Here is an 18,600-nt window from a genome sequence, read left to right as displayed (position 1 = left end):
CACCGAAGGGATTAGGGGATTCGACCATGGCACTGAAAGCCTCCGAGATCAGCGAGCTGCTCAAGCAGCGCATCAAGAACTTCGAAAGTGCTGCAGAAGCACGCGACGTGGGTACGGTCATCGCCGTCACCGACGGTATCTGCCGTATTCACGGCCTCGCCGACGCCAAATACGGCGAAATGCTGGAGTTCCCGAAAAACACCTTTGGCCTCGCACTGAATCTCGAGCAGGATTCGGTCGGCGCCGTGGTGCTCGGCGACTACAAGCACATCTCCGAAGGCGATACGGTGAAAACCACCGGCCGCATTCTCGAGGTACCGGTGGGCCACGGTTTGCTGGGCCGCGTGGTCAACTCGCTGGGCGAGCCGATCGATGGCAAGGGGCCGATCAAGGCCTCCGGCCGCTCGCCGATCGAACAGGTGGCGCCGGGCGTCATCACCCGCCAGTCCGTCAACCAGCCGGTGCAGACCGGCCTGAAAGCCATCGATGCCATGGTGCCGATCGGCCGCGGCCAGCGCGAGCTGATCATCGGCGACCGCCAGACCGGCAAGACTGCCGTGGCGGTCGACGCGATCATCAACCAGAAGGGCACCGGCATCAAATGCATCTACGTCGCCATCGGCCAGAAGAACTCCTCGGTCGCGACGGTGGTGCGCAAGCTCGAAGAAGCCGGCGCCATGGATCACACCATCGTGGTGGCGGCGACGGCCTCCGAGTCGGCAGCGATGCAGTACATCGCGCCGTATTCCGGTTGCGCGATGGGCGAGTTCTTCCGCGACAACGGCGAAGACGCCCTGATCATCTATGACGATCTGACCAAGCAGGCCTGGGCTTACCGCCAGGTATCCCTGCTGCTGCGCCGTCCGCCGGGCCGTGAAGCCTATCCCGGCGACGTGTTCTATCTGCACTCCCGACTGCTCGAGCGCGCTGCACGCGTCAACGCGGCCTTTGTCGAACAGGCGACTGGCGGCAGGGTGAAGGGCAAGACCGGCTCGCTGACAGCGCTGCCGATCATCGAAACCCAGGCCGGCGACGTGTCGGCATTCGTGCCGACCAACGTGATCTCGATCACCGACGGCCAGATCTACCTTGAAACCGACCTGTTCAATGCCGGTATCCGCCCGGCCATCAACGCCGGTCTATCGGTGTCCCGAGTCGGTGGGTCGGCGCAAACCAAGATCATCAAGAAGCTCGGCGGCGGTATCCGTCTGGCACTCGCCCAGTACCGCGAACTGGCGGCCTTCGCGCAGTTTGCCTCGGATCTCGACGAATCGACCCGCAAGAGCCTCGATCGTGGTCAGCGTGTTACCGAGCTGATGAAGCAGAAGCAGTACAGCCCGCTGTCCGTCGGACTGATGGCCGTGTCGCTGTTTGCCGTCAATGAAGGCTATCTCGATGATGTGCCGGCGAAGGATGTCACCCGTTTCGAGGCGTCGATGCATGATTTCGTGAGCGACAAGTTCGGCGCACTGATTGCCCGGATCGACTCGACTGGCGACTACAACGACGAGATCGTTGCGGGTCTGCACAAGGCCATCGCCGAGTTCAAGAAGAGCGGCACTTACTGAGTCTGCATGTTGACCCTGGACAGGAATAGCTGATGGCCGGCGCCAAGGAAATCCGCACCAAGATCAAGAGCGTGAAGAGCACGCAGAAGATCACCAAGGCGATGGAAAAGGTGGCCGCCTCCAAGCTGCGCCGTACCCAGCAGCGGATGGCCGCTGCGCGGCCCTATGCCGACAAGATCCGCCAGGTCATCGGCCATCTGTTTGAAGCCAACCCGGAATACCGCCACCCGTTCCTCGACTCGCGGCCGGTAAAGCGGGTCGGCTACATCGTCGTGACCACCGACCGGGGTCTCTGTGGTGGTCTCAACGTCAACGAATTCCGCCGCCTCGTCCCGGAGCTGCGTCAGTGGCAGGAGCAGGGCGTCGAAGTCGACCTGTGTCTGATCGGTGCGAAGGGCGTACAGTTTTTCCGCCGCCTGAAGATCAATGTCGTGGCGGCCACGACGCACCTCGGTGAAAACCCGCATATGTCGACGCTGATCGGCGCCATGACGGTGATGCTCGACCTGTACAAGGAAGGGCGCATCGACCGTCTCTATCTGGTTCATAACCAGTTCGTCAACACGATGAGCCAGAAGCCGGAAGTGAAGACACTGCTCCCGGTCGAGGCCGACGACAAGCAGGATCTGCCTGCCCACTGGGACTATATCTACGAGCCGGATGCAGCGGAACTGCTCGATGGCGTGCTGACGCGCTACGTCGAGACGCAGATCTATCGCGCCGTGGTCGAGAACGTGGCCTGCGAGATGGCGTCGAAGATGGTGGCGATGAAAGCGGCGACCGATAATGCGGGCAAGCTTATCGAGCAGCTGCAGTTGAAATACAACAAGGTACGGCAGGCTGGCATCACGCAGGAGATCGCGGAGATCGTCGGTGGTGCAGCTGCTGTCTGAAGACGAGACCAGGTGCGATTTTTATGCGACCCCGGGTCGCGGCTGAAGCCGCTCCTACGGGGGGCAGGAGAGAGAGATGAGTAACGGCAAGGTGGTTCAGGTTATCGGCGCAGTGGTGGATGTCGAGTTTCCTCGCGGGGAGATTCCGAAGATTTACGATGCGCTGCTGCTCGATGAGTTCGATCTCACCCTCGAGGTGCAGCAGCAGCTCGGCGATGGCGTCGTCCGGACGATTGCCATGGGCGCCAGTGAAGGCCTCAAGCGCGGTCTGCCGGTGACCAATACCGGCAAGCCCATCTCGGTGCCCGTGGGTGAAAAGACCCTTGGCCGAATCATGGACGTGCTCGGCAAGCCGGTGGACGAAGCCGGTCCGGTGGATTCGAAGGAGCGCTGGCCGATTCACCGTGCCGCGCCGAGCTATGAAGACCAGGCGGGTGCTACCGAGCTGCTGGAGACCGGCATCAAGGTCATCGACCTGATCATGCCGATCGCCAAGGGCGGCAAGGTGGGCCTGTTCGGCGGTGCCGGCGTCGGCAAGACCGTTACGCTGCTGGAGCTGATCCGCAACATCGCTGCCGAGCACTCGGGCTACTCGGTGTTTGCAGGCGTAGGCGAGCGTACCCGTGAAGGCAACGACTTCTACCACGAGATGAAGGACGGCGGCGTGCTCGACAAGGTCGCGCTCGTCTACGGCCAGATGAACGAGCCGCCCGGCAACCGTCTGCGCGTGGCCCTGACCGGCCTGACGATGGCCGAGTATTTCCGCGACGAAGGTCGCGACGTGCTCATGTTCATCGACAACATCTACCGCTACACGCTGGCCGGCACCGAGGTGTCGGCACTGCTCGGCCGCATGCCCTCCGCGGTCGGTTACCAGCCGACACTCGCCGAGGAAATGGGCGTACTGCAGGAGCGCATTACCTCGACCAAGACCGGTTCGATCACCTCTTTCCAGGCGGTGTACGTGCCCGCGGACGATCTCACCGATCCGTCTCCCGCGACCACTTTCGCGCATCTGGAGGCGACGCTCGTCTTGTCGCGCCAGGTCGCCGAGCTCGGCATCTATCCGGCCGTGGATCCGCTCGACTCCACCAGCCGCCTGCTCGACCCGAACGTCATTGGTACCGATCATTACGACGTGGCGCGTTCCGTGCAGTCGGTGTTGCAGCGCTACAAGGAGCTGCAGGACATCATCGCGATTCTCGGCATGGACGAGCTCTCCGAGGAAGACAAGCAGATCGTGCAGCGGGCGCGCAAGATCCAGCGCTTCCTGTCACAGCCCTTCTTTGTGGCCTCGCAGTTCACCGGCCAGGACGGCAAGTACGTTTCGCTGAAGGAGACCATCCGCGGCTTCAAGGGCATCGTTGCCGGCGAGTATGATCATCTGCCTGAGCAGGCGTTCTATATGGTCGGCACCATCGACGATGCGGTCGAGAAGGCCAAGACGCTGCAGTAGCAGGACAGCGGTCAGATCATGAGCACAATCAAAGTCGACATCGTCAGTGCCGAAGGCCAGATCTGGTCGGGCGAGGGCAACCTGGTCATCGCGCCTGGCAAGTATGGTGAGGTGGGTATCGCCCCCCGCCATGCGCCGATGATGATGAACCTGCGGCCTGGCGAAGTGCGCGTGCAGATGGAGGGCCAGGACGAGCAGTTCTTCTACGTCACCGGTGGCCTGCTCGAAGTCCAGCCGACCCTCGTTTCGGTTCTGGCTGATACGGCGCTGCGCGCCGACCAGCTCGATGAGCAGGCTGCAGACGACGCGCGCCGTGCGGCCGAGGAAGCCCTGAAGGGCGCGACCGCCAAAGAAGATCTGGTCCACGCACAGGAACAGCTCGTCGAGGCGGCTGCGCGCTACCGCGCGGCCCAGCGACTCAAAGGCAAGCGCAGGTAGGAGCGCCGCCCGTCCCGGGAGCGGCTGTGGCCGCGATCTTCCCGGGCCGCAAACATCGCGCCTGAAGGCGCTCCCACAGAAGGCGCTCCTGCCTATAATCCCCGCCCATGGCAAAAGACATCACCGTTATCGTTCTCGCCGCTGGTCAGGGCAAGCGCATGCGCTCTGACCTTCCCAAGGTACTGCACCCGCTGGCCGGCCGGCCCCTGCTCGCCCATGTGCTTGGCTCGGCCGAGGCACTGCGTGCGCGTGAAATGCGGGTCGTATACGGACATGGTGGTGAACAGGTCAGGCAGGTCTTTGCCGGCCGGCCGGTGAAGTGGATCCACCAGGCTCAGCAGCGCGGCACCGGACACGCCGTGCGCCAGGCCATGCCCGGTATCCGGCCCGGGGACGTGGTACTGGTGCTGTACGGTGATGTGCCGCTGGTCCTGCCGGAGACGCTGCGCAAACTTGTCGCAAAAGCGGCAAAAGGCCAGCTGGCAATCCTGACCGCCCGGCTGCCCGTGCCGACTGGCTACGGCCGCATCGTTCGCGGTGCGCGCGGCAAGATCAGCGCGATTGTTGAAGAGAAAGATGCCACGCCGGCCCAGCGCGAGATCGACGAGATCAATACCGGGCTGCTGGCCTGCCCGGCCGCGCTGCTGGCTCGCTGGACGGGGCGGCTGCGCGCAAACAATGCCCAGAAGGAGTTTTACCTCACAGACTGTGTCGGACTGGCGGTAAAGGACGAGGTTCCGGTCGTGTCCGTAACGGCCGGCTCAGCCGATGAGGTGCTGGGCATCAACGACAAGGCGCAGCTCGCCGAAGCCGAGGCGATACTCCGCCGCAGGCTTGCCACGGCATTGATGCTGTCTGGCGTGACCCTGGCTGATCCTGAAAGGATTGATATTCGCGGCACGCTGAAGTGCGGCCGCGATGTCTGCATCGACGCCAACGTGATCATCGAGGGCGATGTGGTGCTGGGCGACGGTGTGCGCATCGGACCCTTCAGCCTGGTGCGCGATGCTACCGTTGGTGCCGGTACGGTGATCCACTCACACTGTGTCATCGAGCAGGGCATGATCGGTGCGCGTTGCGATATCGGCCCCTATGCGCGGGTACGGCCCGAAGTCCAGCTCGCTGACGGGGCCAAGCTCGGCAACTTTGTCGAGATCAAGAAGAGCGTGATTGGTGCCGGCAGCAAGGTAAACCACCTCAGCTATATCGGTGATGCGGTCATCGGCAGCCAGGTGAATGTCGGCGCCGGTACGATCACCTGCAACTACGATGGTGCCAGCAAGCACCGTACGATCATCGGTGACGGCGCCTTCATCGGCTCAGGCGTGGAACTGGTGGCACCGGTCGAGATCGGCGCGGGCGCTACCATCGGCGCCGGCTCAACCATCAGCAAGGCGGCACCCGCCGGCCAGCTCACTCTGGAACGTTCCCGGCAGACCACCATCCCGAACTGGAAGCGTCCGCAGAAGAAAGCCAAACGCTGAGGCGCGCACCGACAAGCTCGTCCTCCGGACGACGAGGACATGCCAGGCAGGGCCGGTATCAACCCTGCGCAAGTGCGATGCAGGTTACAGCCCCGTAACCCCGAAAGCGCTATCTTTGGCCGCTAATCCCTGTTCACTAAGTCATAATTTCAGCCATGTGTGGAATCGTTGGTGCAGTCGCCGGGCAGAACATCGTCCCCATCCTGATGGAGGGGCTGCGCCGGCTCGAATATCGCGGCTATGACTCTGCGGGGCTGGCTGTACTCAGCGATGGCCGGCTCCGGCGGCAGCGCCGGCAGGGCAAGGTCGCTGAACTCCAGTTGGCCCTCGATGCCGAGCCGCTCAGTGCGCACATCGGTATCGCTCATACCCGGTGGGCTACCCACGGCATACCGAGTGAGAGGAACGCCCATCCGCATATCTCCTTCGACGGACTTGCGATCGTCCACAACGGGATCATCGAGAATCATGAGCAGCTGCGTGAGGAACTGAAGCAGCAGGGCTATGTATTCGCTTCAGATACCGACACCGAATGCATTGCGCACCGGATCCACCACCACCTGAAGAGCAAGCCGGACCTGTACTCTGCCGTGCGTGCCACCGTCGGCGAACTGCATGGCGCCTACGCGCTGGTCGTGATGAGTGAAGCCGACCCGGACCTGCTGGTACTCGCCCGCTGCGGCTGTCCGGTGGTGGTTGGTTTGACCGATGACGGAAATTTCGTCGCTTCGGATGTCTCGGCGCTGCTGCCTGTCACGCGTCGCTTTGTCTTCCTCGAGGAAGGTGACGTAGCCGAGATCCGCAAGACCGGTACCAGAGTGACCGACCTGGACGGTCATCCGGTTGAGCGCCAGGAAAAGCAGAGTGAGCTGTCGGCCGATGCGGCAGAGAAGGGCCAGTATCCGCACTACATGCTCAAGGAAATTCACGAGCAGCCACGGGCTGTCGCGCAGACGCTCGAGGAACGGGTCGCCAACGGCAAATTGCTGCAAGCAGCTTTCGGTCCGGCGGCTGCTGAGGTCTTTACCCGCGTCGAGGCCGTACACATTGTTGCCTGCGGCACCAGTTTCCATGCCGGATCGGTGGCACGCTATCTGATCGAGCAGGTGTGCCGCCTGCCCTGCCATGTGGATATCGCCAGCGAGTACCGCTATCGCAGCCCGGTGGTGCCAAAGAACACGCTGTTCGTGACCATCTCCCAGTCAGGGGAAACGGCTGACACGCTGGCTGCCCTGCGCCTCGCCAAAGGCTCCGGTTACCTGGCTACGCTGGCGATCTGCAACGTGCCGGAGAGTTCCCTGGTACGCGAATCCGACCTGGTGATGCTGACGCGCGCCGGTCCCGAGATCGGTGTTGCTTCGACCAAGGCCTTCACCACCCAGATCACCGCGCTGACCATGCTGGTGATCGCGCTCGCCAAACACCGCACTGCGGATGCCGAGCGCGAACGCGGACTGGTGACGCGTCTGATCGAGATTCCGGGCCTGATCGAGAAGACCCTCGTGCTGGACCCCGTGATGCAGCAGCTCGCCGAGCGTTTTGCCAACAAGCACCATGCGCTGTTTCTGGGTCGCGGCATCCTGCATCCCATTGCGATGGAGGGCGCACTCAAGCTCAAGGAAATCTCGTACATTCATGCCGAGGCCTATCCGGCCGGCGAACTCAAGCACGGCCCGCTGGCGCTGGTCGACGCGGATATGCCGGTCATCACGGTGGCGCCGAACAATGACCTGCTCGAAAAACTCAAGTCCAATCTGATGGAAGTCCGCGCCCGTGGCGGCGAGCTGTTCGTTTTTGCCGACCCGGATTCCGGCTTTGAATCCAGCGATGGCGTTACCGTCATCAACATGCCAAGACATGTGACCTATCTGCAGGCACCGGCGGTCTACACCATTCCGATGCAGCTGCTCGCCTATCATGTCGCCATACTGCGCGGCACGGATGTGGACCAGCCGCGCAACCTCGCCAAATCGGTAACGGTCGAGTAACCTCCTGCGGCGTGTACCCCGCTGATACCAATGGCGAACTCCTGCGCCTCATGCTGGAACAGGGCGACGATCTGACTGCGCCCCGGGATATCGATTTCTTCGTGATCTTTGCGATCAGGGCGGAGGCCGAAGCCTTTGCCACGGCCGCGACGGCGGCGCTCGGGCTGCGGGCACAGGTCTCGCCGTACGAGAAGACCGGGAAGTGGCAGGTTCTGCTCACCCGGCATATGCCGCCGGAACATGCTTTGCTGAACAGCCTCGAGAAGCGGATTGCCGGGCTGGCCCGCGAGCATGGCGGTGAAGCCGATGGCTGGGGCTGTCCGCCAGCCCGCGGGGATTCAGGGCTCCGGTGACTGTTACCGTCAGCTACCTGGTGATGTATGCGCCGGAGCAGCTGCGCTCCAAACACATCCGCGACCCGCGCCTGCAGATCCGGCCCGTCATCCCGCCACGCTGGCAGTTCAATCAGTCGATGTACTGTCGTATCGGTGCTGACTGGTCCTGGCAGGAAAAGCGGGACTGGGACGAGGCCAAATGGCGGGCATACGCGGAGGCGCCGGGTTTGCATACTTTTGCCGCGAGCTGGGCCGGTGAACCCGCCGGTTACTTCGAGCTGCGCGAGGATCCGCACGGCGGGATCGAGATCGTCTATTTCGGGCTGCTGCGGGCGTTCATCGGCAAGGGGCTCGGCGGTGCCATGCTGAGCAGTGCGCTGGAGCATGCCTGGCGACTGGGACCCGACCGCGTCTGGGTCCATACCTGTACGCTCGACCACCCGGCAGCGCTGGCAAATTACCAGGCTCGGGGGCTGCGCATCTATCGCACCGGCACCGAAACCGTATCCGGGAACGATTAGGCCAGCTACAATGCTTGCAGCGCGAAAACCCTTATAGAACACCGGGTTCGCACTGATATGGTGACTTACTGTTGATACAGTGGTGAGTTACTGATTAGAACAAACAACAGGCAGTGCCATAGCAGGAGCAGCCCCCGTGGAAGTCGACATCATTCTTGAGCCCGATCTGGGTCCTTCACAGCTCGTCGAGCTCGCCCAGGCCGCCGAGCGCTATGGCATTCGCGCCATCTGGACCTCCAACTACTTCGCCCACTGGGATGCTTTCATCAGCCTGGTGCCGGTGGCCCAGGCGACCAAGAAGCTGCGCATGGGCGCGCTCGCGGTCAGCCCCTTCGAGATGCACCCGCTCAAGATCGCCAATTCACTGCTGAGCCTCAACGAGCTGTCGGGGGGGCGGGCGATGGCCGCCATCGGTGCCGGCGAAGGCAACCTCGATGCGATGGCCCTGCACAAGCCCGACAAGATCGTCGTCGCAGTGCGCGAGGCCATCGAGATCGTGATCGGCGCCGGCCGGAAAAAGCTCGCCAAGGACGGCTACAAGGGCGAGATCTTCAACGTCACCTATCCCTGCGCCTACGACTGGCTCAAGGCACCGCCGCCCTTCGTTTATGGCACGGCCTATCGCCACATGATGATGCGCATGGAAGCGCGCGTCGCCGACGGCGTGTTTATCGGCTGCACGCCGCCGGAGCTCATCGAGTCGGCCATGGACAATGTCCGCATCGGCATTGGCAAGCGCGAGCCGGGCGCGTCGCCGATCCGCGTGAACAGCTTCTGGGCCTGGCACGTGAAGAAGGACCGCAAGGAAGCCTATCGCGAGTCCCGTCGCGAACTCGCCTGGCGTGCGCGCAAGCTGGATGGTGATCTCATCAAGCTCTGGCTGACACCCGATGAGGTGCAGACGGTGGTCAGCAACTTCGACAAGTTCGTCGCCGCCTGGTTTGACCGTTCCGGCAATATCCAGGGCGTATCCGAGGAGATGTGCAACCGTCTCTGCGAAGGCCTCACTTCCACGGGTGGCATCGAGGACCTGGACCGGGAAATCGAGCGTTTCAAGACCTTCGGCAAGGCCGGCCAGACCGAAATCGGTTTGCGCCTGCATGACAACCCGATGGACGCGCTGAAGATCATCGGCGAGCACGTGGTGCCGGCACTGCGCTGAGCGCGCATTGATCGTGTCGGCTAATTGAGCGTCAGGGAGGAGGCTGGTGCATCGAGATTGGCGAGATGCCGGCTGACCAGCGCACCCACCGATTTGATCGGGTTCGGCAGGACAGTAAATACAGGCGGCCGCCGCCGCAGGGCATCGAGCCGGTTTGCTTCCAGCAACTGGCGCAGATAGGCGAGATTCTGTTCGATGGCCACCATGTAGGGGTTCTGGCCGTTGAACAGCGGTTCCATGTAGCGATAGGCGCGATTGAAGCTTTGTTCGAGGCGCGCACGCGCTGAATCTTCCCAGAACCCGGGCGTCTGGCGCAGCAGGTCATCGCCCGAGGCGTAGCGCACCAGCCGTTCACGCGGGCCCTTTAACTCGACGGCTACACCTGCCAGTACAAATTCGCCGTACAGGCGGTCGCGGCATTTCTCCAGATAGCAGCGGTCTGCCATCTGCGCCAGCATGTCCGCGGTGCCGAGCAGATGGCCCACCGCGCTGTCGCGCGGGTCATCGAGTTCCAGGTCATTGAACGGGATCTCATAGCCGGTGAAATGCACGACCTGCCGGGCCACAGCGACTGAAGCCCCGAGCCCGATGCGCGGCAGATAACTGCCAAGGAACTCGGCGCCGCGGGCAATATGGCAGGAGGTCAATTCCGCGCCGTTGTGATGACGCTCGCCGGTACGCCGGATATATCCGGAATCGTGGAACAGTGCGCAGACCAGCCCCATCACGGTGCGCTCCACGCCCAGACGGTCAGCGACCGCACAACTCTGCTGATAGCCGGCCAGCAGCCGCGCCATCGCCAGGGTCACATCCAGTGAGTGCTGCTGATCGTGATACAGGGTGTCGCAGCCGACATAGCCATCAAACTGGCCACGGAACAGCCGCCGGAAATCGTGGAACGCCATCCACAGGCTGTCGAAAGAGGCACCGGGACAGGCAAGCTCGAACAGTTCGTCTACCGCTTCGCGTACCGCATCGACGGAGCTGACACGTACGGTGTTGGTGACATCGTACTCGCTGCGCCGGGGAAACAGCGCCGTCGACCGCGCGTCGGCGCCGGCAGTTTCGCCGCGATTGATGTTCTGAGCAGCCACGGGCAGGGATTCTTGCACGCACCCGGACAGGCGGCAATCAGCGAAACCCTGCTGTTTGCCACGATACGCTCAGCTGCAAAGAGGCGGCAGCCCCTGTTCCTGACGCACCTTCTGGAGCTTGAGCACGCCGTCGAGCGCTTCTGTGCGCGCTTTGCCGCGATCGGCGTGCGCAGGATCAAACTTGCCCCACTGCGCATAGACCTCATTGGCCTTGCCGGTATTGTTCGATTCCTCGGCGGCGATGGCCTCGATCAACAGGGCGTAGTTGCGCCGCTTGGCGTCAGTCTCAAGCCTGAATGCGCGTTCGGCCTTCGAAATCGCACTGACATGGCGACAACGGGCGAGATCCTCGCTCGCGGCGAAATTCAGCTCACCGATTCTGGCTTTCATCGCCGGGTCGTAGACCGGTGTGCCCGTGGCCGGTGCCGGCACCGAAGCCGGGGCCGTTTGCCGCTTCTTTTCCTGCTCCGCACCATGCATCGCGCCGACTGCCGCGCCCGAGCTTGCGCCGACCGCTGCCGACCGCAGCGCGTTATTCACGGCATCGCCACCCCAGAAGATGCTGCCGACGGCACCCGCGACCAGGCCGCCGACCGCGCCAGTCTTGGCGCCGCGCTCAGCGCCCTGTTGAGCGCCTGTACTGCACGCCACCAAGGCCACGCTCAGCAGCAAAGGCGATACACGACGCAGCAAAGACAGCATCAGCAATTCTCCGGGTTGGCGGCCGGGCCGATGGAGCGGTGCAGTACCGCCGGCGAGCCAATGCCGCGCTCTCGGAAAGCCTCGAGTACACGGAAGTGTACATCCGTTTCAAAGGGCTTCTCGTATTTGCAGTCGAACACATAGGGCCGCGCCTTCAGATTGATCGCCACGTAGTTTTGCAGGATCTCCTGCTTGATCAGTATCGGCACGGGTTTGTCGAGAAAGATATACGGACTGGTCAGACAGGCTTCGCGGATGATCTCGGCGGCGAGCACCGCGTCCTGGTCCACCCCGATGTAGAAATCCATCGGCACCTGCATCTCGAGCTCCCCATAGTTTCCGCTCGAGGTGACGCCGGTGAATACATTGTTGTTCGGGATGGTGATGATGTTGTGGTCGAGCGTGTTCATGCGCACGCTGCGCAGGCCGATCTTGATGATGTCGCCGTATTCGCCGCCGTAGGAAACCCGGTCACCGACCTGGAATGGACGGTCAAACATGATCGTGATGCCGGCGATAAACGAGGCGACCACGTCACGCAGCGCAAAGCCGATGGAGAAGGCGAGCGCACCGCCGATGACAGTGAGTGCGGTCGAGTCCAGCCGGATACTCAGCCCCAGCGTCACGATGAGGGTGGCGATATAGATGAAGAAACGCGCGGTTGTCTGGACTTTCTGGATAGTCGGCCGCCGGTTCGAGAATTGCCGGCCGAGCCGGTCGCCGATGTTTTCAATCAGCCGGATAAGGAACAGTGCGCCGATCAACACCGGGATGGATGCAAAGACCCCGCCCCAGCGAACGAGCTCGGCAAGGCGCCCGAGATCCGGAGCGTCCTGGGCGTATGCCGGCACCGCCAGTAGCAGCAGTGCGGTGCCAGGGATGCAACACAGGCGCGAAGCCCGACCTGGGAGTCTTCTGCTCATGGATTCACCAGCAAGTGGCGGCGTTCCAGCAACCGGGTAACTGCCCGCAACCAGGACCAGCGAATGTAGACGCGGTCGCCTTGCTCGCCGTAGATTCCCTGCGACTGTCCGAAGCGGAATGCATTGAGTACCTGTTCGTGACTCAGGCGGGTGGCCTGTGCGACGTCTTCAACCGTCGCGGGAGTCAGGTACAGGATCGCACGCAGGATGAACAGCGACGAATCGGGCAGCGCGTTCAGCATCGCGGGGTCCGGCTCTTGCAGTGGCCGCACATGCACCACTCCCTGCCCGTCCTCCGCCAGAGTGGAGCGCCAGGCTTCAAGTGCAAGGCCTGGGTTGCCCGAGACGTAGTCCCAGAGCATGCGCATGTAACCGCCCTGCTTGGCTTTCAATGCATCCAGACGGTCGATCTCGTCGGCGCCCACCGGCAGCTTTTCGAGCAGCCCGGTATACACAGGTGAAATGCCGGCCTCTGCCGTCCGTTGTGCCAGCAGCGCACCGATCTGCGCCTCATCCCACGGTTCAAGGTGGTGCACCTCGTCGAAGAGCGGCCGCGCATCACGGGCGCGCTTCAGAAAGGGCCAGACCGCCGCATCGATGGTGAAGACCCAGGTCGTCCCGGTGCAGTTTCCGCGCGCAATGGCGATCACTTCATCGAACAGCGCAAGACCGCCGATGATCGGCTTGGCCAGTGCATGCGCTTCGTCCAGCAGCATCAGCGGCGGTGCCGTGTCGCCGGGCTCATCGGTCGTCGTCGCATCAGGGTCATGCGTCCGGGCGGCCCGGCGGACCGCCTCCGCCGAAGTATGCGGGCCGCATACGATGCTGACCGAGCCATCGACCCGTGCATGCAACTCATGCATCAGCGAAGACTTGCCCATGCCGCGTGAGGCGATCAGGGCGATCATGCGGCCCTTGCGCTGCCTGGCAGTACTGACGATGTGTTCCAGCAGCTCATCGTTCGGGCTTTCAAGCCAGCGGGTGTATTCCCGTGCCGGATGCAGGATGTCCATGGCCTCGATACGCAGCGGCTTCACGGCCAGCGCATCATGCGTATCGCCGAAGCGCTCCAGCTCGCGCCGGAACAGCCAGGCGTGAGCGCGGCGTGCCAGGTCGAAGTCCGACAGCCACAGTCGCATATTCTTTACTGTGCCGGCGCTGAACAGCTGTACGGCTCCGATCATCGCAGCGAGAAAACTTTTCCAGCCCTCGCGGTTCGACAGCACCCAGACCTGTACCGGCGTCTTCCTGCGCACCAGATCGATACGCTCGAAGATGATCGACCGCCACCAGCGCACCAGCACCAGAAAGACCGGGAACGCTGCAAACCAGCAGCTGGAGAATGCCCAGCTGTAGATGGTCCCCTGTCCGACAAGTCTGCTGCTGAGGACGAGGATCAGTATGAAGATCACTGCAGTCCGTGCCACCAGGCGCAGCGAACGCAAGCGGATCTTGCTGCTCCCGCCGTCCACGTTGACCAGATTGGTCGTGGTAGCGGCGACGATGGCATTGATGACATTCACTGCCAGTGCCGCACCGATTCCCCAGCCGATGACGGATACCAGCAGCTGCACTTCAAGCAGGTCTTGCACGGCAGCTGGCAGCAGCCACAGGCTTGCCAGATAGAACAGTGCCCATTCAAGCTGGCGGTGGATCTTGCCCAGAAAGCGCACCAGCTGCAGCTGCAGGCTCGGGGATACGCGCCGCTCCGCACGGTCTACCGCTTCGAGGCGCGCATCGGCCAGGGCGATAACGTGGCCCGACCGGCGCTTCTCCCACACAAACAGCGTGACGAGCAGCAGCCAGGGGATCGCCACTTTTGCCGTATTCCAGATGGACACGCCGGAAGGTCCGTTGCTGCGCAACCCCGCAAGCCATGCGGTACCGGTCTGCCGGTGATAGCGAAGGATCAGCGAAAGCTGGTAAATCTCCAGTTTCGCCTGTTCCCAGCCGGCCGGCGTAAAGCCCGTGACGGCGTTGCGCTTGCTCGCTGACAGAAAGGGCAACAGGCCGAGGCGCTCGGTGTTCAGTACCGTGATTTCGTCCAGCAGTACAGCTGCGCGTTCTTCGCGGATTGCCTGCTCGGCCCGACGCGCTTCGATGATGGCCTTCTGCACCCCGATGCGGCGCGCGCGTGCATCATCCGCGGGAACATCCGGTGGAATGTCGGCGAGTGCGTCCGGCCCGATATCCGGAACCGCCGATGCGGCACCGCCGAGCTCATCAAGCGCGGCAGAAAGTTCGTCACGGGAGGCACGCAGGGTCCGGCGGATCGCCTCATAGGTCGCATCGACTTCCGAGTCGCCCGCCGCCTTTGCCTCGCGCACACGCCGCTGCCAGCCGAGCAGCGCGTCAGTGCGGGTGGCCAGTTCCGCATGCTCCCTGCTGAAGCTGCCAAGCACCGCGGCGATACGCGCCTCAACGGCGATGAGGCGTGCCAGTTCTTCCTTGACCAGTCGTTCAGCCTCGGTGCGCGCGGCACGCGCTGCTTCGAGGCTGCGCTGACGTTCCAGTTCTGCCTCACGCGCCTGGCGCTCCGCTGCCGTCTCACCCGGCTGCGCTGCTTCCTGGCGCCCTGCATGCTTCGCCAGCAGTGCATCACGCTCCGTCTTGTCCAGCGCGTAGAAAGCAAGGCGCGCGCGGTCCAGTGCCATGCGACCGCGCCACAGTGCCGGATCCGGTGGCGCGATCTTCGTGTCGGGAGTCTCGGCCGCAGAATCGATTGCGGCCAGCAGCGTGCGTATCCGCAGCGCTTCCACCTGAAGTGCAGCTTCATCCGTCAGGGGGATGTCAAAGAGAGATTGCGGGGCGACAGTGACGTCCAGGGTGCCGGCGATCAGAGCGTCAATCCGGGCAATGCGCGGATCCGCGGCCGGCTCCGCGGCGAGGGATGCTGCGGCTGTCTCCGCGGTTGCAGCCTGCGTTGCTGCAGCTTCCTGTGCCAGTACTGAAGTTGCACACAGGCAGGCGGCCAGCAGTGCATTTATCGCGCCCCAAAGACGTCCGGACATATACGCTGACCCCATGGTGCGCCAAGTTACATGCCGACCCGTACGCAAACAATAGCGGCCGGATCAGCGGGGCTTCCAATGGCTGCCTCGCCGCTTCCGGATCAGCTTATGGCGACGTCGCCGTGAAAAATGGCCAGTACCGGCGCGTGGTCGGAGGGCTTTTCGAGCTTCCGGGGCAGCTTGTCGATGAGGGTGGCCGAGCAGTCCGCCGCGAGCGCCCTGGACGCCAGAATCAGGTCGATGCGCAGGCCGCGGTTCAACCTGAAACCCATCTGCCGGTAGTCCCACCACGAAAACGATTTCTCCGGTTGCTCGGAAAGCCGGAAGGTGTCCACCAGACCGAGCTCGAGCAGCGCCGCCAGGCGCTCGCGTTCCGGGCCGCTGCACAGGACCTGATCGCGCCACAGCTCCGGATCGTGCACATCGCGATCTTCCGGCGCGATATTGAAATCGCCGACGATGGCCAGCCGTTCGTATTTCTTCAGCTCGTCTTCCAGCCAGCCGTGCAGTGCATCCAGCCAGTCCAGCTTGTAACGGTATTTGTCCGAGCCGACACTCTGGCCGTTCGGCACATAGACATTGATGATGCGGGTATCGCCGTAGCTGGCAGCGATCACACGGCGTTGTTCGTCAGCGAAACCGGGAATGTCGACGATGACATCAGCCGGTGAGTCGCGCGAGATCAGCGCAACGCCGTTCCAGGCCTTCTGCCCGTTCAGAACGCAGCGATAGCCGCTGGCCTCGATCTCGGCCAGCGGAAACTTGTCGGCCTCCGTCTTGATTTCCTGCAGGGCAAGTACATCAGGCTCATTGGCGTTCAGCCAGTCCAGAACGTGCGGCAAGCGCTGCCGGATTGAATTGACGTTCCAGGTGGCAAGTTTCATGCAGTGATTCCGGTTTGCTTCAGCAGGGCATCCACATGTGCGGGCCGGCCGCGGAAAGCGATGAAGGCCTCGGCGATATCCCGCGAACCACCGACCTCGAGTATGTTTTCCCTGAAGCGCCGGGCCAGATCCGCATTGAACAGTCCGTTTTCCTCGAAAGCGGCAAAAGCATCGGCCGCCAGTACTTCCGCCCACTTGTAGCTGTAGTAGCCCGCTGCATAGCCGCCGCCGAAGATGTGCGTGAAGGCATGCGCAAAGCGATTCCATTCCGGGTAGCGGATGGCCGCTACCTCGGCGCGCACTTCGTGCAGGATTCCGGCGATACGCGCGCTGTCAGGCGGGACTGGTCCGCTATGGATACGCATGTCAAAGAGCGCGAACTCGATCTGGCGTACCAGGTCCAGGCCGGCCTGGAAATTCTTTGATTCACGCAGGCTCTTGAGAATCGCCGCTGGCAGCGGCTCACCGGTCTGGTAGTGGGCCGAGCAGAGCGAGACAACCTCGGGTTCCCAGGCAAAGGTTTCCATGAACTGGCTGGGGAGCTCGACGGCATCCCAGGGCACACCGTTGATACCTGCCACGCTGGGGTAGTCGATGCGCGTCAGCAGGTGATGGAGCACGTGGCCCATCTCGTGAAACAGCGTCACGACCTCGTCATGCGTCAGCAGTGACGGCCGGTCGCCGGACGGGCGCGCATAGTTGCAGACCAGGTGCGCGACCGGTATCTGCACCTGTCCGTGATCGCGGCCGCGATTCAGGCATTGATCCATCCATGCGCCGGCGCGCTTGTTCGAGCGCGCGAAGAAATCCACGTAGAAACCGCCGACCGGCTGATCATCCTTGCCGGTCAGCTGGTAGTAGGCGGCGTTCTGGTCCCAGGTCTCGATGCCTTCGACCTGCGAGACGCGCAGGCCATAGAGCTTTTCGAGCACGCTGAACAGGCCGGACATGACCCGTGGCAGCGGGAAGAAAGGCCGCAGTTCCTCATCGGAGATGGCGTACCTCCGGTGGCGCAGTTTTTCAGAGTAGTAGGCGATATCCCAGGGCTCGAGACCGAAACCGGCGAAAGCTTCAAGCTCTGCCAGCTCGCGCTTTGCCGCTGCGCGCGAATGTGCCACGAGGTCGAGCAGAAAGCTTCGCACTTCATCCGCCGACTTCGCCATCTTGGTCGCCAGCGAATAATCGGCAAAATCGGCGTAGCCGACGATCTGTGCGGCTTCGTGCCGCAAGGCCAGGATGCGTTCCATCACTGCACTGTTGTCGTTGTCGGGTGAATAGTCGGCCTGATCCGAGGCGCGCGTGACCCAGGCCCGGTAGAGTTGCTGGCGCAGCTCGCGATCGTCGGCGTGAGCGACCACATCCACATAGGTGGGCTGGTCGAGCTGCAGGATCCAGCCGGTCTTGCCGGACTCCCGGGCCAGCAGTGCAGCCGGTTCGAGCACATGTTCCGGTATGCCTTTGACCCGCTCCGCATCGCTGATGTGCAGTGACCAGGCTGCCGCGGAGTCGAGCACGTTGTGCTCGAAGGCGGCTTCAGTCTGTGCCAGCTCCTCCATGATGGCCTTGAAGCGCGCTTTCTTGTCTTCCGGCAGGTGTACGCCGGCCAGGGTGAAGTCGCGGATAGCAAGTTCCAGCAGGCGTGCGCCCCCTTCGCGCACGCCGTCCCTTTGCGCCGCCTTGCCTTCGCTGAGGCGCTGATAGAGCCGGTAGAGCCGCTGGTTGTGGCCGAGTTCGGTGGCATATCGCGACAGCGCCGGCAGACAGGCGTCGTAGGCAGCGCGCAGCTCGGGCGCATTGGCCACTGATTGCAAATGCCGTACCGGCGACCAGACACGGTGCAGCCGGTCGCCGAGTGCTTCGAGCGGCAGGATCACGGCTTCAAAATCAGGGTCGGATTGACTGGCCGACTTGATCAGTTGCTCGAGTTCGGTGCGACTCGCCTCGATCGTTTCCAGCACGGCCGGCTCGATGTGCTCAGGCCGGATGTGCGCGAAAGCGGGCAGGCCGCTTTGCCGTAGCAGGGGATTGTTGTTCAAGACTTGACCCGGGGTATGGACGCGCAAGATCGCGGTCCGGAATGCTAACGGAAACGCCAGCCGACCCCCAAGACGGGAATCAAAGGATTCTGTCCGCTTGCTAGA

Annotated in this window: 15 protein-coding genes; 9 read left to right on the top strand and 6 right to left on the bottom strand. The window is 62.9% G+C overall.

All coding sequences use genetic code 11. From position 1 onward, the window contains the following. The first annotated feature begins 26 nt into the window (after positions 1-26). The 9 genes from H6979_07905 to H6979_07865 all read left to right on the top strand — a co-directional run bounded on the left by H6979_07905 (position 27) and on the right by H6979_07865 (position 9,845). Positions 27-1,568, top strand: a complete 1,542-nt coding sequence (locus H6979_07905) for a F0F1 ATP synthase subunit alpha (GenBank protein MCP5139764.1) — start codon at positions 27-29, stop codon at positions 1,566-1,568. Between the two features lie 32 nt (positions 1,569-1,600). Further along, the gene (atpG, locus tag H6979_07900) at positions 1,601-2,461 is read left to right on the top strand and encodes a F0F1 ATP synthase subunit gamma (GenBank protein MCP5139763.1); all 861 of its coding nucleotides are present in this window, start codon (positions 1,601-1,603) and stop codon (positions 2,459-2,461) included. Between the two features lie 76 nt (positions 2,462-2,537). Then, complete coding sequence (gene atpD, locus H6979_07895) at positions 2,538-3,917, top strand: F0F1 ATP synthase subunit beta (GenBank protein ID MCP5139762.1); 1,380 nt, start codon at positions 2,538-2,540, stop codon at positions 3,915-3,917. 15 nt (positions 3,918-3,932) lie between these two features. Further along, positions 3,933-4,355: a F0F1 ATP synthase subunit epsilon gene (locus H6979_07890; GenBank protein MCP5139761.1), complete on the top strand. Its 423-nt coding sequence runs from the start codon at positions 3,933-3,935 to the stop codon at positions 4,353-4,355. A gap of 107 nt (positions 4,356-4,462) precedes the next feature. After that, a complete protein-coding gene (gene glmU / locus H6979_07885) occupies positions 4,463-5,839 on the top strand; it encodes a bifunctional UDP-N-acetylglucosamine diphosphorylase/glucosamine-1-phosphate N-acetyltransferase GlmU (GenBank protein ID MCP5139760.1) in 1,377 nt (458 codons plus the stop codon). 155 nt (positions 5,840-5,994) lie between these two features. Then, positions 5,995-7,827, top strand: a complete 1,833-nt coding sequence (gene glmS, locus H6979_07880; GenBank protein MCP5139759.1) for a glutamine--fructose-6-phosphate transaminase (isomerizing) — start codon at positions 5,995-5,997, stop codon at positions 7,825-7,827. Positions 7,828-7,838: 11 nt separating this feature from the next. Continuing rightward, the gene (locus H6979_07875; protein MCP5139758.1) at positions 7,839-8,180 is read left to right on the top strand and encodes a ribonuclease E inhibitor RraB; all 342 of its coding nucleotides are present in this window, start codon (positions 7,839-7,841) and stop codon (positions 8,178-8,180) included. 23 nt (positions 8,181-8,203) lie between these two features. Then, on the top strand, positions 8,204-8,683 hold the full coding sequence (locus H6979_07870) for a GNAT family N-acetyltransferase (GenBank protein MCP5139757.1): 480 nt from the start codon (positions 8,204-8,206) through the stop codon (positions 8,681-8,683). Positions 8,684-8,819: 136 nt separating this feature from the next. Continuing rightward, entirely contained in the window at positions 8,820-9,845 is a 1,026-nt protein-coding gene (locus tag H6979_07865; GenBank protein MCP5139756.1) for an LLM class flavin-dependent oxidoreductase, read from the top strand. A 20-nt stretch (positions 9,846-9,865) separates the two neighbouring features. On the opposite strand, the gene H6979_07860 is transcribed toward H6979_07865, so the two are convergent. The 6 genes from H6979_07860 to H6979_07835 all read right to left on the bottom strand — a co-directional run bounded on the left by H6979_07860 (position 9,866) and on the right by H6979_07835 (position 18,480). After that, positions 9,866-10,939, bottom strand: a complete 1,074-nt coding sequence (locus tag H6979_07860) for an HD domain-containing protein (GenBank protein MCP5139755.1) — start codon at positions 10,937-10,939, stop codon at positions 9,866-9,868. Positions 10,940-11,008: 69 nt separating this feature from the next. Next, entirely contained in the window at positions 11,009-11,641 is a 633-nt protein-coding gene (locus tag H6979_07855; protein MCP5139754.1) for a hypothetical protein, read from the bottom strand. Further along, positions 11,641-12,564, bottom strand: coding sequence for a mechanosensitive ion channel (locus H6979_07850; protein MCP5139753.1), 924 nt, complete (start codon positions 12,562-12,564; stop codon positions 11,641-11,643). Before H6979_07850 ends, H6979_07855 begins: the two co-directional genes overlap by 1 nt. Continuing rightward, a complete protein-coding gene (locus tag H6979_07845) occupies positions 12,561-15,575 on the bottom strand; it encodes a hypothetical protein (GenBank protein MCP5139752.1) in 3,015 nt (1,004 codons plus the stop codon). Before H6979_07845 ends, H6979_07850 begins: the two co-directional genes overlap by 4 nt. A 101-nt stretch (positions 15,576-15,676) precedes the next feature. Further along, the gene (gene xth / locus H6979_07840) at positions 15,677-16,459 is read right to left on the bottom strand and encodes an exodeoxyribonuclease III (protein ID MCP5139751.1); all 783 of its coding nucleotides are present in this window, start codon (positions 16,457-16,459) and stop codon (positions 15,677-15,679) included. Next, the gene (locus tag H6979_07835) at positions 16,456-18,480 is read right to left on the bottom strand and encodes a M3 family metallopeptidase (protein ID MCP5139750.1); all 2,025 of its coding nucleotides are present in this window, start codon (positions 18,478-18,480) and stop codon (positions 16,456-16,458) included. The genes xth and H6979_07835 overlap by 4 nt, the downstream gene beginning before the upstream one ends. Positions 18,481-18,600 lie beyond the last annotated feature (120 nt).

It is taken from the genome of Chromatiales bacterium (assembly GCA_024234935.1).
In the GTDB taxonomy this organism is placed as follows: domain Bacteria; phylum Pseudomonadota; class Gammaproteobacteria; order Steroidobacterales.
The sequence above is the reverse complement of the archived record's forward strand: the minus strand, read 5'-3'. Positions and strand labels throughout refer to the sequence as shown.

Excerpts from the sequence above, each read along its gene's own strand:
- H6979_07905 (MCP5139764.1), top strand. The coding sequence starts at position 27 with ATGGCACTGAAAGCCTCCGAGATCAGCGAGCTGCTCAAGCAGCGCATC.
- atpG (MCP5139763.1), top strand. The coding sequence starts at position 1,601 with ATGGCCGGCGCCAAGGAAATCCGCACCAAGATCAAGAGCGTGAAGAGC.
- atpD (MCP5139762.1), top strand. The coding sequence starts at position 2,538 with ATGAGTAACGGCAAGGTGGTTCAGGTTATCGGCGCAGTGGTGGATGTC.
- glmU (MCP5139760.1), top strand. The coding sequence starts at position 4,463 with ATGGCAAAAGACATCACCGTTATCGTTCTCGCCGCTGGTCAGGGCAAG.
- glmS (MCP5139759.1), top strand. The coding sequence starts at position 5,995 with ATGTGTGGAATCGTTGGTGCAGTCGCCGGGCAGAACATCGTCCCCATC.
- H6979_07870 (MCP5139757.1), top strand. The coding sequence starts at position 8,204 with ATGTATGCGCCGGAGCAGCTGCGCTCCAAACACATCCGCGACCCGCGC.
- H6979_07855 (MCP5139754.1), bottom strand. The coding sequence starts at position 11,641 with ATGCTGTCTTTGCTGCGTCGTGTATCGCCTTTGCTGCTGAGCGTGGCC.
- H6979_07850 (MCP5139753.1), bottom strand. The coding sequence starts at position 12,564 with ATGAGCAGAAGACTCCCAGGTCGGGCTTCGCGCCTGTGTTGCATCCCT.
- H6979_07845 (MCP5139752.1), bottom strand. The coding sequence starts at position 15,575 with ATGTCCGGACGTCTTTGGGGCGCGATAAATGCACTGCTGGCCGCCTGC.
- xth (MCP5139751.1), bottom strand. The coding sequence starts at position 16,459 with ATGAAACTTGCCACCTGGAACGTCAATTCAATCCGGCAGCGCTTGCCG.